This is a genomic window from Enterococcus caccae ATCC BAA-1240, assembly GCF_000407145.1.
Classification (GTDB): Bacteria; Bacillota; Bacilli; order Lactobacillales; family Enterococcaceae; genus Enterococcus_L; species Enterococcus_L caccae.
Genome location: NZ_KE136472.1, coordinates 874612 through 899738, shown reverse-complemented (window position 1 = coordinate 899738; position 25127 = coordinate 874612). Strand labels below are relative to the sequence as shown.

The 25127-nt window shown below is 35.2% G+C and carries 17 protein-coding genes; 6 read left to right on the top strand and 11 right to left on the bottom strand.

What is annotated here, in order from left to right; all coding sequences use genetic code 11:
• Nucleotides 1–34: 34 nt before the first annotated feature.
• The gene (racE, locus tag I580_RS03990) at nt 35–862 is read right to left on the bottom strand and encodes a glutamate racemase (protein ID WP_390621152.1); all 828 of its coding nucleotides are present in this window, start codon (nt 860–862) and stop codon (nt 35–37) included.
• 452 nt (nt 863–1314) lie between these two features.
• On the opposite strand from racE, the gene I580_RS03985 reads away from it, so the two are divergent.
• From I580_RS03985 to I580_RS03970, 4 genes are read left to right on the top strand one after another with little or no spacing between them, the layout of a single operon-like run.
• Entirely contained in the window at nt 1315–2043 is a 729-nt protein-coding gene (locus tag I580_RS03985) for an amino acid ABC transporter ATP-binding protein (protein ID WP_010772593.1), read from the top strand.
• A 28-nt stretch (nt 2044–2071) separates the two neighbouring features.
• Nucleotides 2072–2896: a transporter substrate-binding domain-containing protein gene (locus tag I580_RS03980; protein ID WP_010772594.1), complete on the top strand. Its 825-nt coding sequence runs from the start codon at nt 2072–2074 to the stop codon at nt 2894–2896.
• A 47-nt stretch (nt 2897–2943) separates the two neighbouring features.
• Complete coding sequence (locus tag I580_RS03975; protein WP_010772595.1) at nt 2944–3642, top strand: amino acid ABC transporter permease; 699 nt, start codon at nt 2944–2946, stop codon at nt 3640–3642.
• Between the two features lie 13 nt (nt 3643–3655).
• Complete coding sequence (locus I580_RS03970) at nt 3656–4312, top strand: amino acid ABC transporter permease (RefSeq protein WP_010772596.1); 657 nt, start codon at nt 3656–3658, stop codon at nt 4310–4312.
• 56 nt (nt 4313–4368) lie between these two features.
• On the opposite strand, the gene pheT is transcribed toward I580_RS03970, so the two are convergent.
• The 9 genes from pheT to I580_RS03925 form a co-directional block, all read right to left on the bottom strand.
• Nucleotides 4369–6792, bottom strand: a complete 2424-nt coding sequence (gene pheT / locus I580_RS03965; RefSeq protein WP_010772597.1) for a phenylalanine--tRNA ligase subunit beta — start codon at nt 6790–6792, stop codon at nt 4369–4371.
• 6 nt (nt 6793–6798) lie between these two features.
• Nucleotides 6799–7845: a phenylalanine--tRNA ligase subunit alpha gene (gene pheS / locus I580_RS03960; RefSeq protein WP_010772598.1), complete on the bottom strand. Its 1047-nt coding sequence runs from the start codon at nt 7843–7845 to the stop codon at nt 6799–6801.
• A 341-nt stretch (nt 7846–8186) separates the two neighbouring features.
• The gene (locus tag I580_RS03955; RefSeq protein WP_010772599.1) at nt 8187–8531 is read right to left on the bottom strand and encodes a winged helix-turn-helix transcriptional regulator; all 345 of its coding nucleotides are present in this window, start codon (nt 8529–8531) and stop codon (nt 8187–8189) included.
• A 65-nt stretch (nt 8532–8596) separates the two neighbouring features.
• The gene (gene addA / locus I580_RS03950) at nt 8597–12391 is read right to left on the bottom strand and encodes a helicase-exonuclease AddAB subunit AddA (RefSeq protein ID WP_010772600.1); all 3795 of its coding nucleotides are present in this window, start codon (nt 12389–12391) and stop codon (nt 8597–8599) included.
• Complete coding sequence (locus tag I580_RS03945; RefSeq protein WP_010772601.1) at nt 12384–15962, bottom strand: PD-(D/E)XK nuclease family protein; 3579 nt, start codon at nt 15960–15962, stop codon at nt 12384–12386. The genes addA and I580_RS03945 overlap by 8 nt, the downstream gene beginning before the upstream one ends.
• A gap of 130 nt (nt 15963–16092) precedes the next feature.
• Entirely contained in the window at nt 16093–16638 is a 546-nt protein-coding gene (gene lepB / locus I580_RS03940) for a signal peptidase I (RefSeq protein WP_034860428.1), read from the bottom strand.
• Nucleotides 16639–16817: 179 nt separating this feature from the next.
• Complete coding sequence (locus tag I580_RS03935) at nt 16818–17549, bottom strand: LutC/YkgG family protein (protein WP_010772603.1); 732 nt, start codon at nt 17547–17549, stop codon at nt 16818–16820.
• A complete protein-coding gene (locus I580_RS03930; RefSeq protein WP_010772604.1) occupies nt 17542–19014 on the bottom strand; it encodes a LutB/LldF family L-lactate oxidation iron-sulfur protein in 1473 nt (490 codons plus the stop codon). The genes I580_RS03935 and I580_RS03930 overlap by 8 nt, the downstream gene beginning before the upstream one ends.
• A gap of 11 nt (nt 19015–19025) precedes the next feature.
• Nucleotides 19026–19787 (bottom strand): (Fe-S)-binding protein, encoded by a 762-nt coding sequence (locus tag I580_RS03925; RefSeq protein WP_010772605.1) that lies wholly within the window; start codon nt 19785–19787, stop codon nt 19026–19028.
• A gap of 490 nt (nt 19788–20277) precedes the next feature.
• Between I580_RS03925 and I580_RS03920 the strand changes: the two genes are divergently transcribed.
• Both I580_RS03920 and I580_RS03915 read left to right on the top strand, forming a co-directional pair.
• Nucleotides 20278–20610 (top strand): hypothetical protein, encoded by a 333-nt coding sequence (locus I580_RS03920; protein WP_010772606.1) that lies wholly within the window; start codon nt 20278–20280, stop codon nt 20608–20610.
• A 248-nt stretch (nt 20611–20858) separates the two neighbouring features.
• Nucleotides 20859–22331, top strand: a complete 1473-nt coding sequence (locus I580_RS03915; protein WP_010772607.1) for a helix-turn-helix domain-containing protein — start codon at nt 20859–20861, stop codon at nt 22329–22331.
• A 183-nt stretch (nt 22332–22514) separates the two neighbouring features.
• On the opposite strand, the gene I580_RS03910 is transcribed toward I580_RS03915, so the two are convergent.
• Nucleotides 22515–24815, bottom strand: coding sequence for an Ig-like domain-containing protein (locus I580_RS03910; RefSeq protein WP_010772608.1), 2301 nt, complete (start codon nt 24813–24815; stop codon nt 22515–22517).
• Nucleotides 24816–25127 lie beyond the last annotated feature (312 nt).

Below are 25127 nucleotides of genomic sequence, written 5' to 3'. Positions count from 1 at the left end.
CCCTCCAAAAATTAGTTGAACTTTGTCAAACAACTCAGCTAGAGTAACTAGATAATCGAACTTGCTCAACTTGTATTGTCTCTAAATCTAACCAATCATCCGCAATAGCCTTAAACATTTTTGCTGATCCTGTTGTATAAAATTCATTCGCTTCATTTTTGTATTGCGGAGTATTCGCTATATCAAAATAGTCTAGCAACATACTAACTTCTCCTACTGTCTCAGCACCAGAATCAATCAATTTCACATGGCTTCCCATCACATTTTGAATCAACGGACGGAGTAACGGATAATGCGTGCAACCTAAAATCAACGTATCTAATTTTTTCAATTGTAGTGGGTTTAATGTTTCCGATACAACTTTTTTTGCAACAGAAGAGTGAAACTCATTACTTTCAACAATGGGAACAAATTTCGGACAAGCCAAGCTAGAAACAAATGTATTTGGTGCTTTGCTTTTCAACGCTTTTTCATACGCACTACTTTTAATCGTTCCTGCGGTCCCAATAATCCCAATACGATTACTTTTAGTTGCTTTTAAAGCTGCTCTTGTTCCTGGTAAAATAACACCAACTACAGGTATATCCAATTTTGTCTTGATTTCTTCTAAGGCAACAGCAGTCGCAGTATTACAGGCGATCACTAACATTTTAATATTTTTTTCCAAAAGAAAATTTGTTAACTCCCAAGTGAATTGTACGACTTGTTCAGCAGGTCTTGGCCCATATGGACACCGTGCTGTATCGCCAAGATAGATCAAGCGTTCATTTGGGAGTTGTTTCATTGCTTCTTTTACTACCGTAAGTCCACCGACTCCGGAATCTATAAACCCTATTGCTTCATGATTATTCAAGTCAATCAAACCTTTACAGTAATTTTCCAACACTCTTATTCTCTACTTTTCAACACTTTTTTTCAAGTGTTATTATCACTAGCGTCTATTATACCATTATTTTTAAAGGAATTTTCATTTGCCTTCTTCTTTTTATGAGTGTTTTTCTTTTAGCTTTTGAAAAAAAACTGGTAATCTTATTTTTCGTATGTTATAATTTCTAACATTAACAAACGAATAGATTTATGATGAAAACATTAAATTTAAAAGAAAACTGTTTTTATAAAAAGAAAATAATTACACGGTTTATTTCACCTGAAAATCCTTTCAGCCGTGCCAAATAAATTTACAAATAGCTCTTATCATTTTTTTAGTTTAAAAACTTTCTATCTTTTTTTCATTTCTATCACTCTATTCGTTCATTCACAAATCGACAGTCATTAAAAATGATGTGATAAATTTATACATAAAGGAGAATGAGCATGATTTCGTTGGAACATGTAAACAAGTATTTTGGGGATCATCATGTGTTGAAAGATGTTTCTTTAGACGTCAACGAAGGAGAAAAAATTGTCATTATCGGACCATCCGGATCTGGTAAAAGCACGTTGATCCGTTGTATCAACCGTCTTGAAAAAGTCACTGATGGGCACATATTGGTAGATGGCATTGATATCACTGAGCCTAAAGCACCCGTTCAAAAAGTTCGTCAAAAAGTAGCCATGGTTTTTCAAAGCTTTAATCTATATGCGCACAAAACAATCATTCAGAACCTTACCTTAGCTCCTATAAAAGTTAAGGGTGTTAGCAAAGAAGAAGCAACTAAAACAGGTATGGAATACTTAGAAAGAGTTGGTTTAGCGGATAAAGCTCATGCTTATCCCGCTCAACTTTCAGGTGGACAGCAACAACGGGTTGCTATTGCCAGAGCCTTAAATATGCATCCAGAGATTATTCTTTTTGACGAACCAACCTCTGCCCTTGATCCTGAGATGATCCAAGAGGTATTAGATGTTATGGTTGATTTATCAAAACAAAATATTACGATGATTTGTGTAACCCATGAAATGGGCTTTGCACGACAAGTGGCAGATAAAGTCATTTTTATGGATGATGGCCAAATCATTGAAACAGGAACACCAGAACATTTCTTTACAAGCACTCAAAATGAGCGTGCAAAAGAGTTTCTAAGTAAAATCATTCATAATTAATACACTATTTAACTAGGAGGAATTTCAAATGAAAAAAACAAAAAAATTATTTGGCGCATTGACCCTGACATTATTACTTGGTTTGATTGTTGGTTGTGGAAGTAGCGGTGAGGATAAAAATTCAGCGGATTCTAGTAATAAAGGAACTACTGATATTCAAAAAATCAAAGATGCTGGTGTTATCAAAGTCGGAGTTAAAGAAGATGTCCCAAATTTCGGTTATATGAATCCAGATACGAATAAAAATGAAGGTATGGAACCAGATATTGCTCGTTTGATAGCAAAAGAATTAACTGGTAGTGAAGACAATGTAGAATTTGTTGGTGTCACAGCTAAAACCCGGGGACCTTTGTTGGATAATGGCGAATTAGATATGGTAATTGCAACATTCACAATCACGGATGAACGAAAAGAAACGTACAATTTTACTACTCCTTACTATAAAGATGAAGTTGGTTTCCTAGTAAGAAAGGCAGACAAATTGACTGATACCGCTAGTTTGGACGGAAAAACAATTGGTGTAGTTCAATCAGCTACAACAAAAGAAGCCATTGAAAAACAAGCAAAAGAATTAGGTGTTTCTTTTAAATACCAAGAACTTGGATCTTATCCTGAATTAAAAACAGCTTTAACTTCTAAAAGAATCGATGCTTTTTCAGTTGATAAATCGATTTTAACTGGATATGTCGATGATAGTACAGAAATTCTTAAAGATGGTTTTTCACCGCAAGAATATGGTATTGCTACTAAAAAAGCCAATACTGAACTAAATGACAAACTAAATAAATCCATTGAACAATGGGAAAAAGATGGAACTCTAGAAAAAATTTATAAAAAGTGGAATCTGGACTAATACTTCCCGATTCTATACAACTTAGTTAGAGTTTGGGAGGAAATTAAATGTTTATTTTAGCAAGTTCAGGACCATTTGCTCTTTATCGGTGGGAAGCATTGCTTAAAGACTGGAGACTTTTTGGTGATGCTTTTGTGTATACAATTCTATTAGCAGTTGGTTCCCTACTGGTGGCGATGCTATTAGGAATTTTTTTCGGCAGTTTGTCAGCAATGCAACATAAATTCTTGAATATAATCAGCCGAATTTATGTTGAGTTCTTTCAGAATACGCCTTTGCTGATTCAATTTATCGTCGTGTACTATGGTTTTCCATTGATTAGTCCGTTGTTGACCTTTTCAACGACTACAATCGCCATTATTTGTGTGGGTCTCTACCATGGTGCCTATATATCGGAAGTTGTTCGTTCTGGTATTGGTGCCGTACCTAAAGGTCAATTTGAAGCGGCTTATTCTCAAGGCTTTTCTTATGGTAAAACGATGCGTTACGTCGTTTTACCACAAGCTTGGCGTATTATGTTACCGCCACTTACAAATCAAATCGTAAATCTGATCAAAAACACCTCAACAGTTGCAATCATTTCAGGAGCTGATGTGATGTTTACAGCCAATAGTTGGTCTTCCATCAATCTAAATTATATTCCAGCTTTTGCTTTAGCAGGATTCCTTTACTTTATCTTGTGTTTCCCATTAGCAAAACTAGCTCGAAAATTGGAAGAAAATAATAAGAAAGCTTATACCAGATAGGAGGTTCGCAAACATGTCTTTTTCAGAACAAATGAGTCAACTTCTGACCGGCAATAATTTGCGGTTTCTATTTGATGGTTTGAAGCTTACTCTTTATATTTCTTTTGTATCCATTATTTTAAGTACAATTTTCGGTACAATTCTGGCGGTTTTAAGAAATCAAAAAAATAGACCTTTAAAATTTTTAGCTAGTTTATATATCGAAATTGTTCGCAATATTCCCAATTTATTATGGATTTATGTCATTTTCTTGATTTTTAAAATCAAATCTACTCCCGCAGGTATTGTTAGTTTCACTGTTTTTACAACAGCTGCTCTAGCTGAAATTATTCGAGGTGGATTAAATGGTGTAGACAAAGGACAAAAAGAAGCTGCTCGTTCGCAAGGATTTAGTAAGTTTCAAATTCTTTTATATATCGTCTTACCCCAGGCAATTCGCAATGTTTTGCCAGCTATCGTATCACAATTTGTGACAGTTATTAAAGATACTAGTTTTTTATATTCTGTTATTGCGTTACAAGAGTTGTTTGGTAAATCATATATATTAATGGGCCGTTATGCTAAAACGGAGCAAGTATTTGCTATTTATGGGCTTGTAGCTTTAATGTATTTTGTTATCAATTTTTCGATTTCCCAATTTTCGAGATGGTTATCAAGAAACTGGGCTTGAGTTCTACTAAAAAAAGGTGCAACAAAACTGGAATCGTTTTGTTGCACCTTTTATTTTTAGCGAATCGTTACATCAAAATGTTCCACTAACGCTTTTTCTACTTTTTCCATTGACTGATTGATTTCTTCATCGACCAATGTTGCTTCTGCATTCACAAATGTTAAGCTATAAGCCATTGATTTTTTGCCTTCAGCGATATTATCACCTTGGTAAACATCAAATAAGTGAATAGATCGCAAGTATTTACCCGCATGTTTTGAAATTATTTCTACTAATTCTTGGCTTGTCACTGCTTCATCAACCAATAAAGCAATATCTCGTGAAATAGCTGGGAATTTTGAAACTTGTTGATACACTAAAGCGTCATTTTCTGCATCAATAATCGCTTGAAGATTTAATTCAGCCACATATGTTTCAGGAATTTCATATTCTTTTGCTACGGTTGGATGAACTTGACCAATAAAGCCAATAATTGTGTCACCCAATTTTATTAAAGCTGTTCTTCCTGGATGAAGTTCCTGATGCTCTTTTGTTGCTGTATAAGTGATTTTATCCCCAAGTCCTACAGAATCAAATAAAACATCCAACATTCCTTTGATCGTATAAAAATCAACAGGCGTTTCTTTTGTTTGCCAATCTTTCACCGTTTCATTTCCTGATAAAACAATCCCTAAATGATTTTCTTCATAAGGTAAGTCTTTTTTAGGGTCATTATCTTGGTAAAATACTCGACCAATTTCATAAAGAGCGATATTGTTATTTTTACGTGCTACATTATACGCTACATCATCAAGTAAACCTGAAATCAAATTCATCCTTAAAACAGAACGATCTTCACTCATAGGCCATTGTAAGCTTGTAGTTAGACTTTCTCTCATCATGAATTGACGGGATTTTTCTTCTGTCGTCAATGCATAGCTAATCGCCTCACTTGCACCGCAGCCTTCTAATAAGCTTTTGATTTTCCGGACCAATAGTTGTCCGGTTGTCAGGCTGCCTGCTACAGTTTCACCTTTTGGTAAGGTTGATGGTAAATTATCATACCCATAAATTCGTGCGACTTCTTCGATTAAATCTGCTTCGATTGTAATATCCCAACGTCTAGGTGGAACGGTTACGATAAATGTTTCTTGAGCTAGCGTGTAAGCAAAGCCTAACGTATCAAAAATTTCGCTCACTGTCGCTTGATCCATTTCAGTGCCTAAATAGTCGTTGATCCGTGAAATTGATACGCTGACAACAACCTCTTCAAGTGCTATCTCCGAACCGATTACTTTACCTGAAACAACAGTTCCACCAGCTAACTGGGCAATCATCGCTGCTGCAACATCACCAGCTTCTCCTATCGTTGCGCGGTTGATTCCTTTTTCAAAACGACTAGAAGATTCACTTCGTAAATTAAATTCTTTTGATGTTCTACGAACCGATAAAGAATCAAATAATGCTGATTCTAAAGCAACAGTAGTTGTTTCCTCAGAGATTTCTGAATCCGCACCGCCCATTACACCAGCTAACGCAACCGGAACTTTTCCGTTTGTGATAACAATAGTTTCCTCTGATACTTTACGAGTTTCTCCATCTAAAGTAACAATTTCTTCGCCAGCTTTACCGCGTCTCACTAAAATAGTTTTGCTTGCCAACTTATCATAATCAAAAGCATGTAAAGGCTGTCCAAATAATAAAAGAATATAATTCGTTATATCAACTACATTATTGATTGGGCGAATTCCTTCGTTCATTAAACGCGTTTGTAACCATAACGGACTTTCAGCGATTTTAACATCCTTTATGACTCTAATTTGATAAGCAGGGACATCTTTTTCGTCCTCTACCTCAACACTAATATAATCTGTAGCTTGCTCGCTGGTATCTTCGTTCAACTCTGCATCATTGAATTCAGGTGTTTGGCGATAAATTGCCCCTACTTCATAGGCAACCCCTCGCATACTTAATGCATCTGCACGGTTAGGTGTGATCGATAATTCAATAATATGATCATCCATATCTAGATAAGAAAAAACATCATCGCCATTAACAGCCTCTGTCGGCATATAATAAATCCCTTCAGAATAAGCTTTAGGAATCACACTATCTGAATAGCCTAATTCTTGTAAAGAACAAATCATACCGTTTGATACTTCGCCACGCATTTTACCTTTTTTGATTTTTTGATTACCAGTAATGCGTGAACCTGGCAGCGCTACGATCACTTTGATACCAGTTTTAACATTCGGCGCACCACAAACGATTTGAGACAATTCTTCTTCTCCAATATCTACTTGGCAAATTGATAAATGATCGGAATTAGGGTGCGGAATACATTCTTTGACCTCACCAACTACGATTTTTTTCAAACCTTCTTCTGGTACTTCAATACCTTCCACTTCGATTCCAGTCAAAGACATTTGATCAGATAATTCTTTTGCAGATATTTTAGAAAGATCCAAATACTCACTTAACCATTTATAAGAAACTAACATCGTCGATTACTCCTTTACCTTGAACTGATTTAAGAAACGTAAATCGTTTTGATAAAAATTACGAATATCATTGACACCATAACGTAACATTGCCACACGGTCTGGACCTAAGCCAAAAGCAAAACCAGTGTATTCATTTGGATCAATTCCTGACATTGATAAAACATCAGGATGAACCATGCCGGCTCCTAAAATTTCGATCCAGCCAGTTTGTTTACAAACATTACATCCAGCACCACCACATTTAAAACAACTAACATCAACTTCAACAGAAGGTTCTGTGAATGGAAAATAGCTTGGGCGAAGACGAATCTTACGGTCTTCTCCAAACATCTTCTTCATAACTACTTCCAAGGTTCCTTTTAAGTCACCCATCGTAATATTTTTATCAATCACTAAACCTTCGATTTGATGAAATTGATGACTATGCGTCGCATCATCTGTGTCTCTACGAAAAACTTTCCCTGGTGAAATCATGCGTAAAGCACCTTTTGAAAAATCATGTTTTTCCATTGTTCTTGCTTGAACAGGAGAAGTATGTGTCCGAATCAAAATTTCATCAGAAATATAAAATGTATCCTGCATATCACGAGCTGGATGATCTTTAGGTAAGTTCATGCGCTCAAAATTGTAATGATCAGACTCTACTTCATAGCCTTCTACAACTTGATACCCCATACCCACAAAAATATCTTCTATTTCTTCCATTACTTGAGACAACACATGTCGAGTACCATGAGTCATTTGTTTGCCTGGTAATGTGACATCAATTGTTTCTTGTTCTAATGCAGCATTTAAAGCTACTGCTTCCAGAACAGCCTTGCGAGCTTCGACAGCATCCGTCAATAAATCACGAATTTCATTGGCAAAACTACCTACCACTGGTCGTTCCTCTGCAGATAAGTCTTTCATACCTCTTAACACTTCCGTGATTGGTCCTTTTTTGCCTAATGTTTCTACTCTGATTTGGTTTAAGGCATTAAGATCCGTAACATTTTGAATATTCGTCAATGTTTCATCTCTTAAAGCCTCTAATTGAGCTTTTAATGTCATTTTTCTAATCCTTTCTTTTCTTTGATAAATGAATCAAGCACATCATTAATAACATCTCTAAAATAAAAAACGATAGCCCATTCCTTATATAAAGGAACGAGCTATCGTGTTACCATCCTACTTCATGACAAAAAATCATGCACTCAATTCTTATAACGGCTTTCACCGGTCTGATCTTTCACAGAACAAACAAACTCCGGAAGTGAACTTCATTTTTCGATGACATAACCTGTTTACAGTCTAAGACAGGTTTTCCCTTTTTGCATCAACCAAACTACTCGTTTCCATCTACGCTTTTTGTTATTCAATTGATTACAGTTTACAAGAAATTAAGTCTTAGGTCAACTGCATTCTTCAGCCGTGACCCATTTTTCTGCCCAGTGCTGGATTTGTTCCATTGCTTGCTGTAAGTCCTTGCCCTTATTTGAGAGAAAATATTCAAGACGGCTACTCTCATCACAACGAACTGCTTTTGAGATGATCCCTTCACTTTCTAATTCTTTTAAGCGTTCTACTAACACTCGATCGCTTAGTTCCGGGATTTTTTGTCTTAACTCACCAAATCGTTGAGGACCATTTTCCAACAAGACATCAATAATCAAACCATTCCATTTTTTCCCTAAAATTGCAAAAGCTTTTTCAAATTTAGGACATAATGAAAACTCGGTTGTTTTTACTTGCTCCATTTTCCTCACCTCGTGCATTGAGTATAGCACACAACTTACAATTTGTAAGTACATTTGCTTTCGTTTTACTTCATTTTTTCAATGATTTGTTCATTAATCATATCGATAATGATTCCAGCTGATAATAAAACTAGAAAAACTTGCGTTACTTCTTTGCTGGTAGCTTGAGCTAGTGCTTTTCGATACAAATTCAGCTGACCCCGATATCGTTGGATGATTTTCTTAATTTCTTGAGGGTTTTCAATATCTTGAACAAAATCAGTTTTGTAGTCATAAAGAATGCAGTTTTTTTCTTGTTCAAGATAACCATCGATCATTCCGTGAATTAATAAATCATCCTGAGTTTCTTTAGGATAATCTTTGATCAATTCTTCTGCTTTTAACAACATTGAAAATGGTTGCTCACGGACAACATGCGTTGGATTTTTTAATAATTGTTGCCCTAAATTTGTTTGATAAAACGAGAGCACCTGATCAACATTGATTTGCTTTGCTACGTTTTCTTGAATAATTTTCGTCTGAACAAGCTCTTCGATCAATTGGATAATACTCTCTTTAGTTGGTTCCTCACTTAAATCTAACAATTGTAATACATAATGCGTAGCCGAACCAATCTCTACTGCCGACGGTTTTCGAATTGTCTCAATGAATCTGGGTTTCCCTAACTCACCTTCGCTCATTCGGTGAACAATCATCGAAGTGGGTTGTATGATATTTTTCTCATCCACTTCTATTTTAGCAATTTCTTTATTGTCTGGATCTTCGAATACACGTTTGATCTCTGATACCGATTGATAATTTGTCGTTTTTGTCGATAGTTGGTAGGGATATTCATAATTTAAACGACGCAATCCTTTTTCCACAGCTTTTGGATCACTACTTTTAGTCTGCTCTTGTCCAAAACTCGTATCAATAAATTGCAAGGTAGCAAATTGCTCTTGGATCGTTTGTGCTGTCATAAATGAAATCGAAAAACCGGCTGGATGTTGTGTGATGCCTGCAATTTTTTCAGTACTAAATTCTGTTTGAAATTCGGACATCTGCTGATGACGAACCAAACTCATTCCCACCCAATTCATCAAACTGCTCTTACCTTGTAACCGATTTTCACTTGGCAATACTTTTGTTTGAACATCCGCAACTTTCAACCATTCTTTAAAAGTCGCTTCTTGATTATTGTAAGACCCAACTAAGTAAAGTTTTTGTTCTGCCCGAGTCAAGGCTACATATAATTTACGCATTTCTTCTGAAAGTAATTTTTTTAATTTTGCTTGCTTTATCGCTAAAAATGGCAGTGTTTCATAAAGCATTCGGTCTGTTTGATCCAAGTATCGGATGCCCACACCCAAGCGATCGTCAAAAATATAACGCTCATTCAAATCTCCAAGATTAAATTCTTTGGTCATATCTAAAATAAAAACTACTGGAAATTCCAAGCCTTTACTAGCATGAATTGTCATAACTCGAACTGCATTTTCTTCACTTAAAATGACTGGTTCAGCCAGATCCTTATCTTTTTCCTGCATTTTTTCTATAAAACGAACAAATTGAAATAATCCACGAAAACTTGTTTGTTCATAACTGGACGCACGATCCACTAGCGCAAATAGATTTGCCTGCCGTTGTTTGCCAGCAGGCATCCCACCTACATAGTCTAAGTAAGCAGTATCTTGATAAATTTGCCAAATAAGTGTTGACAGTTGATTTCGTCTAGCCATTTCTCGCCACTGCTCAAGCAATTCAGCGAATTTGGTTGTTTTTTCTTTCAGAACTTGTTGTCCTTTATCGACAGGATCGTTTTGATTAAACTGCAAAAATGCGTCATAGTACGAACTTTTTTTAGCGGCTAATCGAAGTGTCACTAATTCATTTTCTTTTAATCCTACAATTGGCGAACGTAGCACTGCCGCAAGTGGTATATCTTGATACGGATTGTCAATAATCTGCAAAAGCGCGACCATTGTTTGTATTTCTGTCGCTTGAAAATAATTTTGCGCATCGTTCACTTGAATCGGAATTCCTGCTAATTTGAAGATTTCTAATATCGTCAAATTATTTTTTTTAGTAGGGGTTAAAAGTACGATATCTTTGTAGGTCAATGGTCGATTTTCTTTAGTTGATTTATCATAGATCAAAAAGTTATTATCGATCAACTCTCTAATTTTGAGCGCAGTCATATGCAATTCGCCTTCAGTTTTATCTTCTAAAATCAATTGACTATCGTCAAGCTGGAACGGTTCTTCCAACTGTTCCGATTTTTTCTCATAAATCAAGAGCTCGGCATCATAATTTTCTGCTTCAGCAAACTGATCAAATCCATGAACGAGTTGTGCTGCCTCATCATAGGCAATTTGCCCAACACGTTCGTCCATCAACTGGTCAAAAATTAGATTGGTAAAATCCAATACATTTCTTCTAGAACGAAAATTCTCAGCTAAGATGATTCGCTTTCCATCATTTGTTTGTCCATATTGATTGTATTTTTCAATAAATAATGTTGGGTCAGCTAAACGAAACGAGTATATCGATTGTTTGACATCGCCAACCATAAATAGGTTTCCCTCATCAGTGCCTGGTCTTCTCAGCCAGTAAAGAATCGTTTCTTGCAATCGATTGATATCTTGATATTCATCAACTAACACTTCTTCAAATTTCTCTCGATAATAGTTAGATGCTTCTGTACCAAACCATTCGCCAGCCTCTTTTTTCGCCAAAATATTCAACGTAAAGTGTTCCAAATCATTAAAATCAACTAATCCTTTTTTAAGCTTTTGTTGACTATAAGTTTCAATGAACGCTTTTCCAACTTTAGCCATTTCTTCAACTAGCGGCTGAGATTGTTCTAAAATCTCCTTCATTTGATCCGGTGATAGGGTAAACAAACTTTCTAGAATATCATTGATCGCTTTTTTATTTTGTTCACGTAAATTTTTTGCTTGCGTTGAAATCTCTTTTAGTTCTTCCACGCGTACTGTAGGATAACGTTCAAAAGTAACTGTTTTTGAAATGTCAAATCCTGATTCTAAATCATTATCTGCTAATTGGCTACTGAAGGTTTCAACAAATTCTTTTTCATTTCTAGCTAGATTCGCAATTTTTTGCAGTTTCTCTTCGCCATCTGTTAAGCGAATCATTTCCTCATATCGATCCACGCATCTTAACAGACTTTCCATAACTTGGGGTTTCAAATACTCTTGAAATAGAACTGAATCACCTAACTGTCCTGAAACATGATAACTATCCGCTAAATGTGTCAGCCATTCATTTGGATCAGGATTGGCACGGGCAAACTCATATAAAGAAAAAATCAGTTTTGTTAGACCATCATCGCTGCGGTCATTAGAAAAATTGCTAGTCAATTGATAAAAAGCTTCTTCATTTTCAGAATAGAATTTCTCCCTCAGTTCATCCCAAACATCTTCTTTTAAAAGCAACATTTCTGTTTCATCCGTCAACAAACGGAAAACAGGATCCATTTCGATCAAATAATAAAACCGTCGGATCACTGTTAAACAAAAAGCATGTAACGTACTGATATTTGCCGTTGGAAGTAAGGTCAGTTGTCGGACAAAATGTTGTTTTTTCTCCTGGTCACTTTCGTTAGTAATCGCCTTTTGTAGCGCAACTTGGATTCTTTCTTTCATTTCTTTCGCTGCGGCTTCCGTGTATGTCACAATCAATAAACGATCAATATCTACACCACTTTTAAGCTTTTCGATTACTCTACGAACAAGAACCGTGGTTTTGCCTGATCCAGCCGAAGCCGAAACCAATATATTTTCATCACCATCGAATACTGCTTGCCATTGATTATCAGTAAATTGTTCATTTTCCGGACGTAGCGGGATAGTCTTACTCATCAAAAGATCCTCCTTCCTGCTCGTTTTCAAGCAAACGTTCCATAACTTCCTTTTTAGATAATGTTTCAATTCGATTATAGTTGTTTTCTTTCAGCATAACATCAAAATTGCAGACACTTCTGAATGGACAAAAGCGACAGGCAATTCGTTCTTTGCCTTGATATGCTGGATTTAAATCAATTTCGCCGCTTATCACTTTATTCCCAGCTTCTATAAACTTACTGCGATTATGTGATAATAATGCGTCTAATTCTGGCTCTGTCACAAATTTATCTTCTTGACGACGACCTGGTTTAATGATTTCTTTTGCGGATTCTTCGATTGGGAAAATTAAGGAACTTTGTTTTGGTTGTAAGCCCTTATCAAGATTTTCGAGCAAAGTAGGATCATTCAATAACAAACCATCAAACTGGAATTTTTTTAAAAGTTGCTGCTCTTTTTTGTCCTCTGTTTCATACGGAAGAATTGGATTATGAACGTGAAGATAAAATGAGCCCGCCGGTTTTGCTGTTCTACCTACCAAATTCACTGCATCCATCAGGGCAACATCCAAGTAGGTCAACATTTGCATGGCTAAACCATAATAAGCTTCTGTAATGTTAAATTTCTTATGACTAGATTTATAATCCACTACACCTAAATAGATAGACTCTGGTGTCACTAATTGATCTAAACGATCGATTTTCCCTCTAACACTGATATTGCCACCATTTTTCAGTGGCAAATCTAATCCTTTGATTCCCTTTTGACTGGCAATTTGGCCAAACAAAACCTCCGTTTGAACTGTAGTCATCCCGCTACGTTCACTTTGACGTTTTAAAGCCCAGCTAACTTTTTTAATTGTTTGTCCCAATTGATAGCGAATATAATTCATCCGACTTGAAGAATCTAAAATCGAAAACTTAATCTCCCCGAACACCGCATTTAGAATTTGTTCTGTAAACTCTCCAACTTCTCGATCTGTTAATTCAGATAATTGTTTGTTTTGTATGATCAGTAATTTAAAGAACTGATCTAATGCTTCATGGAAAAATTCACCAGTAGCTGCTGGCGTTAAGGCAAAAACATCTCTTTCCTTTAGCCCTAAACCAAAACGAGTGAAATATTGATATTGACAGCGATAGAAACTTTCCATCCTTGAGACAGAGGTATAAATATGTTTTGTATATAATTCATTTGCAAGATGTTCTTCTAAGTTTTCCGGCAGATTTTGATGACGCAGACTTTCAAAAACATGACTCGCCAGTTTCCCTTGTGACTGTTTCATCAAGGCTTCTTCCAAAGTAAGCCAAAAAGCCAAAATTCCTTCTTGGGTTTCCTTTTTTTGACGTTTTAGATTCGTTAAATCACTGATCAACGTTCGATATGTGCCTACATGCTCTAAACTGACCTGTTCTCTATCTATAATCGTCAGAGCGTTTCTTTGTTGCAATTGCAACCCTAAATCCTTTTGAATATTCGCTAAGTAGGTTGAAACTTTCACATCTTTAGTCGTATCTTTTACACTTGGATATGAAAAGTATAGACGTTCCGTTGCGGCTGAAAACATGATATACGCATTAAAAGGTTCTTTCGCAATACTTTTTCTTGTGTCATTCAGTAAAAATTGCCCTTCTTCCAGATAGCCATTCACAAATTGTCGCTCTTCGTCAGATAATAATGTTTTATTATCAAATTTTTGTGGTAATACTTGATCCGTCAGCCCAATCGCAAATACGATTTTAGCCTGTCCAGGTCGTGCAAGATCTATTGAACGAACTTGGACTTGATCAATTGCAGTCGGCACTTTATTGTATCGTAAGCCTTCTAAACCACTAGAAAAAATCTCTTCAAATACAGTTAAATCAAATGATTCGTTGCCATAAATCGTGACATACTCATCCAACAAGGTCATCAAAGCTGCCCACGTTTGTTCATGATTACGAGCTTCTTCTAATTCTCCTCGTTCAATTGCTTGATTACGCCACATCATCAACTGTTTTTCTACCCCATTGTTCACCATGAAACGGTAAAAAGAATCAGCTGCTTCAATCCCTGTATGAGCTTTTTGAAGTTGCTTGTAAAAGGTAGGAATAGTTTGTTGAACCATGCTTCTCACAACATTGGACTCTTTTTCAATCCATTCTGTATCATCTTGTTGCTCAGTTTCAAAATCATAACGAATAAAGTGCCAGTCCTTATTTTTCTCCCAATGATACCCTTCATAACCGTAAGCTAACACAACATTCTCTGTCACATCAATTTTACGACGCCACTCATTGCGTTGCGTTTGCCATTCTTCGGTAGTTATTTGATCGTTTATAGGAAAAAATAATTCTGTTCTTAAAAAACGTAAGACATCACGATAACGGTAATGGTAACTATGGATGGCAAATAGAGATTGGATAAATTCTACTAATGGATGTTGTTCCATCGCCATGTCTCGATCCAAGTATACGGGAATATCAAGCATTGAAAACAACGGTTCGATCATCGTTTCGTAACTATCCAGTTCTCGAGTCAGCAGCTGGATATCTTTATAACGATAATTTTCTTCGACTATTAATCTTCTGATTTCCTTTGCAATATGATTGATTTCTTCTTTTGGATTTTCTGCACACCAAAATTGCAGATGATCATCTGTAAGTATTTGTTTTTCTTTCTTAGGATGACTTTCTTGTGCATCAATCCAATAGTCTTCAAGAGTATGAAGACTGCTATTTTCAATCAGCATTTTCTTTTTTTCTATATAATCAGGTAATATTGCTACATTTGAATTTCTAGCTAATTGATATAACTTATGATACGTTGTACCTGTTTCATAAAATAGATTCATCAGAGAGGGTAATTCATTTGGATATTTTTTATCCAGCACCAAAGAAATTTTGACTTCCCCACTCCGACGCATCAATGTCTCCATTAATTTCAATTCTCTTGCTGAAAAATTATGATAGCCATTCACTACAAATAAAACGTGGCTCAAATCTTTGGTCTCCAAATAATCCGTTAAATAATGAATGATTTCAGCAGATTTTATCCCATACTGACTCATGGTGTCTTCAAACTTTGAAAAAACCAATTTAATATCTTGAATCTTTAATTGCAAATCTTGTTCTTTGCTATCTGAATTGGCCCCAGAAAGATGACCAAACAGATCATCTAAATCAACATTTCCTTCCTTCACTTCCTGATAAAGATCAAAAAGTTGTTGAATAAAACCGGCTTTATTGACTTCTCCACGAAAGACTTTTAATTCTTCTTCGTTTTCCGATAAAATCTTTCTAAATACCATCGCAGCCCCCGCTTCAGAAAGTATTTCTGAGCTGTAAAATTGCGTATGTTGTAAAAAATACCATGCCAGTCGATAAAAACTAAACACTTGAAACCGCATTGTTGCAATTGACTCGCTTTGATTCCCTTGTATCGTTTTAATGCGTTTAAGCGCATTGATTTCTTGCTCAAATTTCATATGATTAGGCACTAAATAAAAAACTTCATGGGCATCATCTTCGTCCAACCACTTAACAGAAGCTTGCAAAAGAGCTTCTTCTAAGTCCATTTCGGCCGTTCCACGGATAAATTGTAAACTCATTTCTTCACATCCTTTGTCAATCTCTCATGCTCCTAGTTTATCATAAATCAAGTCCGAATATGGCTTTCATCCTCTAACAAAAAAAGCCCCTTAATAAAAAGAGAGCTTTCTTGTAAGTTATGATAGATGGTTAAATTGTTCCAAAACGATTTAGCGGCCATAAGACAAATTTAACATCACCAGATATATCCTTCTTATTGATAAAACCGATCATTCGCCCATCTTTGGAGTTTCTGCGATTATCACCCATCACAAAATATTCCCCTTCAGGTACTTTTTTCTCACCAGTTACTTCACTTAAAGTAAAATCAAGTGTCAATGGTGAACCATCTGTAACTTCACTTTTAAATTCATCTAAATATGGTTCTTTTACTTCTTTACCGTTAATATACAGAACGTCTCCTTTATACTCAACAGTATCTCCAGGCAAGCCTATCACGCGTTTGATGTAACTTTTTTTAGGTTCATCAGGCGCAGGAAACGTTACAATATCAAAGCGTTTGATTTCTGTATTTTTTAAGGCAATTACGCGTTCGCCATCTGCTAATGTTGGATCCATTGAATGTCCTTTGACTACAACGGGGGTAAAGACAAACTGTCTTAATAAAAATAACAGCGCTGCTAAACCAATAAAAAATAATATAGTATTGAATAACTCTTTCGATTTCAAATTCATTCCTCCAAAAACTTGCTTTCTATAGTTTACCACAAACAACCAAATTCCTACAGATTTCTTTCTTGTTTGAGCAAACTTTTAGTATATTTCTTAATAATTAGGCGGTCAACTTACTCTTAAAGGAATGAAATGTCAAGAGTTCCATGAAAAGTGAACGACTTGATAGTTGATCCAGGCTCTTACATATCTTTTACAACAACATAATAAACAGCCAACGGTCCATGTAAGCCAACAACCAATTGCATTTCAATATCACCAGAATTGGAAGGTCCTGAAATAAAATGAATCGCAGATCCAGTTTTTTCCCCTTTTTTCAACTTCTCTTCATAATATGCAGCAGCTTGTGTGGATCGTGGTACGATTTTACTCATAGGAATAATTGAGATATAGTACTGAGGTAAAAAATGTAAAGACCGACCTTGACCGGCGTTGGTTTCAACAACTATCGAACCAGATTCAGCTAAAAGAAATTCAGCAAATGCTATAGCAATATTCGCATTTGCCGCATTTGAAATATTTGTTTCTCGATGTTCTGCCCCTTTTTTCCAAAACATTAATTGTATCCCTGTTTCTTTTGTATAATGCTCTGGAGTAAACTCAGTTAATCCATATTCTGTAAACCGTTCATCAATCGGCAATAAAATGTTTCCTTGCCCAACCTCCTTGATCAACTGATCGATTGTCCCTTTTAATTGCCTTTTTGTGGTCTCTACTAATTTAGTATTAATTTTTTCTACTCGCTTCTTTGCAATCTCTAGCAACTCGTCAGATGATTTATCAGAAAGTGTCTTTTCAGGCAAATTATTCATTGGATGAAAGGGATGATCCGTGGCCTTTTGCCCTTTAGTCCCTAATTTATCAGTTAAATGACTTAGAAAAGCATCTCTATTTTGGATATTGGCATTAGTCATTTTTTTCACCTGCTTTATGTTTTTTATACCAGCTTCTAAAATTTTCTGAACTCTTTGGAGGGCGAGGCAAATCTCGAACATCAGTCCAACCTTTGACAAGACCCGGTCCTTTAGCTATATACCCGCCATATTGGAACATATTCTCTACCGTGATCTCTTTCTTCTTACTTAAGGGAGCCAATCCAACATGATCGATTTTCATAGCCATTTTAAATAAACTTGGGGTTGCAGTTGCCTTTCCTACAACACGCATTTGAAAATCATCAAAGCCATGTTGCATATTCAATTCATTTGTCATTACTCGCCGATGTTCTATCAATAATTCGTGTAGCGGGATCTTCACTGGACAAGTATCTGTACAAGCACCACAAAGACTAGACGCATACGGCAACTCACCGAATTGTTTGTAACCACCTAATACTGGCGATAAAACTGCGCCGATTGGGCCCGGATAAATCGAGCCATACCCATGACCACCGATATGACGATAAACTGGACAAACATTTAAACAAGAACCACAGCGAATACATTGCAAGACAGGTTCAAAGGCTGTTCCCAAAGCATTGGAGCGGCCATTATCTAAAATCACAACATGAAACTCTTCTGGACCATCTGACTCATCCTCATTTTTGATGCCAGCAAAGGTCACATAAGTTGTCAGACTTTGTCCGACCGCACTTCTTGCCAATAAATTATCCAGTACTTCTGCTTCTTTTATACTAGGAACGATCCGTTCCATTCCCATCAAAACAATCTGTGTTTTCGGAATACTAATAGTTAAATCCGCATTTCCTTCGTTTGTATTTAAATTGATAACACCACTGTCCGCAATCGCAAAATTACAGCCTGTAATGCCAACTTCAGCCTCTAAGAAAAACTTCCGCATAACCTCTCTGGCGCACCGCGCTAAATTGACTGGATCATTATCTCCTTGATACCCTAACTTTTCTGCAAAAACTTGACGAATTTGTTCACGATTTTTATGAATACTAGGAAAAACAATATGAGATGGTTCGTCCCAATCATCCATTTGTAAAATAAATTCAGCTAAATCAGTCTCCATAACACTAACGCCATCTAAGTTCAATAACATCGGATCAATATCAACTTCGGTAGTCACCATGGATTTTGATTTAACCACTTTTTTGGCCTTTTTTTCTATAACTACTTGTTTTACGTATTCAGTGGCCTCTTCTGCAGTCTGAGCAAAAAAGACTTTGCCTCCTTGTTCCGCTACTTTATCACTAAATTGTTCCAAGTAATCTGGTAAATAAGAAATCGTATGCTGTCTAATTTGTTCCCCTAGCTCTCGCCATTGTTCCCAATGCCCAAGCTCATCTCTGGCTCCTTCTCGTTTGACCCACTGATCATCTTGGGCTTTTGCAACAGCTTTCTGCATAAAACCATCTTTTTTGCTGTCTTCTAATCGTTCTTTGAAAGTTTTCGTACTAGTCGTTAATCCCACATTATTTCCTCCTAGATGACTGTCATTATTTTGGGTTGATCCATCCGTTTCTTATCTACTTGTTGGTTTAAAACTTCTGCGATGTGCATGATTTTGATTGGCTTACCTTCTCGATTGAATTTCCCACCAATATTCATTAGGCAGCCCATATCTGCACTAATTAGAACTTCAGCCTCTGTATCCAGTACATCGTTCATTTTTTCTGTAACCATTTGTTCAGATATCTCAGGCATTTTTACTGAAAAAGTACCACCGAATCCACAACAGTTTTCAATATGATTTAATGGAATCATCTCTAACCCAGCCACATGATCTAACAAGATAAACGGCGCCTCTCGCTCTTTTAAAATTCTTGTCATATGGCATGAACGGTGATAGGTCGCTTTAGCTTTTAGCGTCGCTCCAACATCCGTAACACCTAAAACGCGATACAAAAATTGACTAAATTCAAATGATTTAGCCGCTAAAGCTTCAGCTTTCGGTCCATAAACGGGATCGTTCTTTAAAAAATGTTGATATTCTCTTAACATCCCCACACATGAGCCAGCCGGCCCGACTACGTATTCTGCCTCTTCAAAACAGTCGATTTGATTTTTCAATGTAGCATAGCTCTCTTCAACATAGCCACTATTATAGGTTGGCTGTCCACAGCAGGTTTGATTATCTGGGAAAGATGTCTCACAACCTAAACGTTCCAAAACCTCCACCATTGCTTGCCCTACATTCGGAAAAAGCAAATCAACAACACATGTAGAAAAAATACTTACTTTCAAAAAAAGCCCTCCTCGTAAAAGTTGTACGAAAAGGGAGAATTAGTCATCTATACAGTCAAAAATAACGTTGGCTTATATATTCACTTTTACAAAAAGTAACAGACAACCACAAGACCATTATCATACAACTTAGAATCAAAATCATTTTGTAATGTTTATTGTACAACGATAATTTTATCAGTATTTCTTCTATTTATCAATTCATTTCCTTATGCTTTTTCGCATACTTCATTAGGAAATTGACACCACGAAATAAAAAAAGAAAATATAAGGTAACCCTTTAGCTAGTGAATATTTTATTAAACTAGCTTAACAAAAAAGAGAACGTCGTTACCATCTTTTTGAACAAATGATACTACTTTTCAAACTAGCCAATAACTTTTGACAGATTCTAACGATTGAGTAGAAATAATAAAGAAAAATAGATGACTGGACAAGAAACATTTGATAAACTGTAAAAGAGTATGAGTTGTAAGGGAGGTTATTTATCATGTTCATAACATTCGGTATGTTTATAGGCTTAATTATACTAACGATTATCATGATTGTTGCTATTATTTACTTGACTTTTACTGGAGGAAATAAACAACATTCACGCCATAAAAATGTGCACCAGGCACAAGAAGCTGCAAAACAATTGCTAGCTCAAAATGACAATGAGTTATCTCGGCGTTCACAGCATTCAACTTCATTTAAAATAAATCAAGAAACTGACTTTAGACAACAGTCATCTAGAAATGATCCCCAACAGGATGTGGACATTGATGAAGTTGATGACTCACTTCATGTTTTACCTTATCCTAAAGACAATAAGTTTGAGTAAAAAGCAAAAAGAGAGCACGAACCGACCTAGTATCAAGAATAAAAATGCTACGTTTATCCATCGTGATTTTGATTTTAAAGCGTTTGAGAAATAATTCCTTTAATTATTTCTCAAACGCTTATTTTTTTTAAATATATATTTTGTATTAAAAAAATAAATAACCACTGTTATATGTGATAGCACCCATAAAATTTGACTTTAAATCATTCTATTTCTATAATTTGGAAAAAGGTAACAGGAGTGATGACATGGAGATTTTATTAAATGAAAAAAGTAAAAAAAAAATCCAACTTTTTACAGAATTATTATATAGAGAGAATGAAGAAATATCTTTCTCCTATTTACAAAATTTTCTTGGTGTCTCTATCAGTACCTTAAAACGATATTTTCAAGAATTATCAATAGATATTAAGAATAACAAAACCCTCAAACATATACTATTAATACGAAATGTTGGTGGTTATGTGATTCGAAATCATTCAGCCCACGACATGGATTATCTAATTATTCAGTTACGACTTAGTTACTTTGAAGAATCCTTACAATTTAAAATTTTTTTAGAACTCCTTTTAAACCATTATAATTCTGTAGAAGATTTAGCTGAAAAATTATATATAAGTCCTCCTCACCTTTATAAAAATATTAACATTTTAAATATTGAACTAGAAAGATATCCTTTAAAAATAGTTTTCCATCCTACTACTAATTTTGAAGGAAAAGAAAAATATATCCGTATGCTCAATTTTTATTTTTTTTGGAGTGTTTATCGTGGGATTGCTTGGCCATATGATTTTCAGAATATGAAATACTTTTCGGAAAATGTTGACTTTGGCGTATTACAAAAGAATTATTCCGACTCAGTAATCAAACGTTTGGAGTTCATGGTTGGTCTTTTTATGGTTAGACAAGATGATCATCCCATTCGTTTACCAAAAAAAATCAAAGAGTTATCAAAGCATTTTGCAACTACTAACGCTATTTCAAAACTTGTAGAACCATTTTTGGCCACTGAAGATGAGATTTTATTTTTTAATTTACTGGCAAGATGTTATATTTCTGAAATTGATACGCTACAGGATAAATATAGACTCTATGATTCATTTCCTAGAAGCTTGCCTCTAATCAGCGCCTGCGACTTACTAATTGAAGAATATGAAAAATATTTTTATAAGGATTTTTCTATGAATAAAGAGCAAAAAACAACTCTCTTTTATTCTTTATTGATTGGTATGATTCAAGCAACGTATTTTTCAATTAGCCCTATACAGTTTTTTAGAACGGCATTTATAGAAAATATGGAGACAAAACTTTCTATTAAAGATAATCCAAAAGTTAATCACTTTTATAAGAAATTTCGAGAGAAAAACCCAGATTTCCCCTTACCTACTCATTCTGATTTTGGCATCTGTATCTTGTTAACCATTTTAACAGAAACTTTCTTATGTCCTACTTTATCTATTTATATAAAGTATTCTAGAAACTCTCTTGGGTCAGTTTATATAGAAAATAAATTACACATGCTTTTCAATCCAAGAGCTATTCACTATACTGATTGCTTAGAAAAAGCCGATCTTGTAATCATTGACTGCTTCGAAGATCGTGAAAAAAAAAATAAACAGAAATTTTTTTACATTTCAGATGTTTATAATGAACAAACTTGGCATGAACTATTCACTTGTATTCAAACTTTATTTTTTAAAGCTAAATCAACCTTTTATTAGCCCTTACCTCTAACAGAGAAAAACGAGATAACACAGGAATACACTCCGAAAAACAAACTGTTTATATAAATTTTGAGCCAGTAACAAAAACTGAAAATCAGTTTTTTGTTACTGGCTCCTTTATTTTTAATGCGACTTCATTATTATTAGTGAAAATAAAGACAATTTTATTAAATCATACTGTTATGGTGCATTTTCTATTATCCACATAATACTAGATGAGTATTCTTTATTTGCAAGTACTGTACCTGGTAAAACATTCAATAAAATTTGTTGTTGTTCTGATTTTCCTAGCATAAATGACAGTTGACCATTTACCGCATTTTTATTGTAATAAAATTCAGTAGTTTTTTTATCACTCAAGCGTTTTCTTATTTGATTGCCAGCAGCATCAGTTGTTTGAAGAACTAACGTACTCGCCGTTTGATTTCCTTGATTCGTTTGTAACGGCTGGCTTAATTTCGTAACAATCCGCCAATTTCCCATTACATACCGCGTATCTTCAATTATTAGGTTTAAGGAATCTTGAGTTGAAACAAATTGTTTTTTCGAATTAATTGTTTGCTCACCAAATGAAATGTTCGAATCTACATGACTAAAGCCTATAGTCCCTTCGAGTAAAGTTGCTGTCACTGTTTTCTTAAAAGTTCCAAAACTAAAAATAATGTCATATATTCCAGGTTTCTTATCGATCGTTCCTTGATTAATCATAATCTGATCTGTTTTATTTTCTCCAGTTTTGACATCCCAAAGTTCAGCCTTTGCGTATTTTAATAAAAATTTTGGCCGCTCTTCTACTTTTTCTGGAAAATCAATGGCCAACGCTGAAAAATCCGCAACATGAAACATATAGTTATCATTCATGATAGTTTGAGAATCTTTTACAAAAAACAATACTTTAATGATTGTTGTATTTTTGGCCGTATCAGTTAACGTAAGCTCTCCTTGAGCCACACCTACTTTAGTGATATCAGGTTGTTTGGTTAAGACCACTTCTACCGAATCGGCTCCAGCGTTATCATAAAGTCCTTTGTACATCTTAGAAATATCTGGTAACGGATCTCCTAATTGTATAACTTGATTAACTGGTTCCGCTTTTGGTGGAGTGGTATCTGCTACAGTTTGGACCAGAGACTTTTTACTACTATTCCCAGCAGCATCAGTAGCTATAACGTAATAGTTTTTGTAGGGTACCAAAGGTTGTTTTGTTGTTGGAATACTTAATGAATACGTATCATCTGCATTGGCTTTGCCTTCTAAAAATAAACTATTAGTTTCGTTATCATAAACTTTGACCGTCGAATTTTTTTCTGCATTACCTGAAAATATCGTACTTGCATCTTTTAAATCATTCAAACTTGGTTGTTCTGGTGGCGTTTCATCTAAAACTGAAACTGTCTTAGAAATCACTTTACCATGAATTGTACTTAAAATGGTTATCTTTTCCCCATAAGTGAAATAACTTCCAGTGGGAAGAGCATAACGAAAGTTCCCTTGGTTATCTGCTTGAATATGGTATTTGCCAGTGTCTCCATTTACTGGTGAATCGATCTGTGCAGCAGGTATTAATGTACTACCTGAAAAATTCAGAAAAGCATTGGGAAATGTTTTACCGATGATAGTATTACTATGTGGATCTTCATGATCTGTTACCAATTTTTCCGGTGTCAAGTTTATATTTACAGCATCTAACAGTGTTTGAGCTTTTTTCAAATTATTGTCAAAAGTATCGGATTCAGTTGTTGTAAACACCTCTTTAACTTCATTGAATTTTATACGCAACTCATCAATGCTTGTTTGGGTTACCTTTAGCTTAATCGCTGTTTGAGTTTCATCCGTAAATAAATCATTAATCAGTGCAGTGAACTCATTAAGTTCCTCTGTAGCGTCATATACACTAGGGGTGGTAAAAGAAATATTCCCCAAACTTAGTTTATAAGGAGTTACATCGCCATAATTATAGAGGCTTAGTTTACTTTGAGTAGATTTTGCCTTAAAAAAGAGATTAACCACTTTGGGCTTACCTTCCATTACAAATAGACCTAATGGCTTTTCGTTATTATCGATTTTTATACCTGCCTCAATCCCTGCAGCACTCATATCCCCACCAGACACCCTTGTTTTAAAAACATAGTAGTTGTTCGGAGTAGTTTGGAATGTTTGCTCAACGAAGATTGTCTGCTTTTCTCTTTGAGATTTAGTCAAGGAAACATTGCTATATGACACAATAAGCTTCCCATAACCGTCATCTTTTACTTTTATATTATCTTCAGGTTTTAGCTTGCCCATTGCCACCGTTTTTCCACCATAGTTGTAGTATCCATTCCAATTTTCTTGTTTTAATAAATTGGTGGCAGTGGTTTTCATATCTCCACTTGCTTTTATTTCGTTTGAATTTTTTAGAATTTTTTGATAAAAGAGCGCCCCTAAGAACACTAGCAACAATAAAAGTAGAATCAGTTTTTCTTTCTTTCTAATTCCCATTCCCTCCTCTTTGTTTTTCAGAACCACAGATAAAACATACTTTACATATTGTAGAAACATCTATAAGACTATCTTACACTGACCATTCCTAATATTAAACTCCATTACTGGTTCATTTATTGTTCTAGATAGGAGAATAACGGATATTTCACAAATAAAATCAAAGCGTTCACAAGGGTAACCATTCTTTTTAGAAAAGAACAACAGTAATTTTTCCGACAAAAAAAGAGTGTGGAACAAAAGTAAAAATCACTTTTGTTTCACACCCTAAATTCGAATAAACGGTGGAAGCAGAAGCAATCCCTTCGGAAA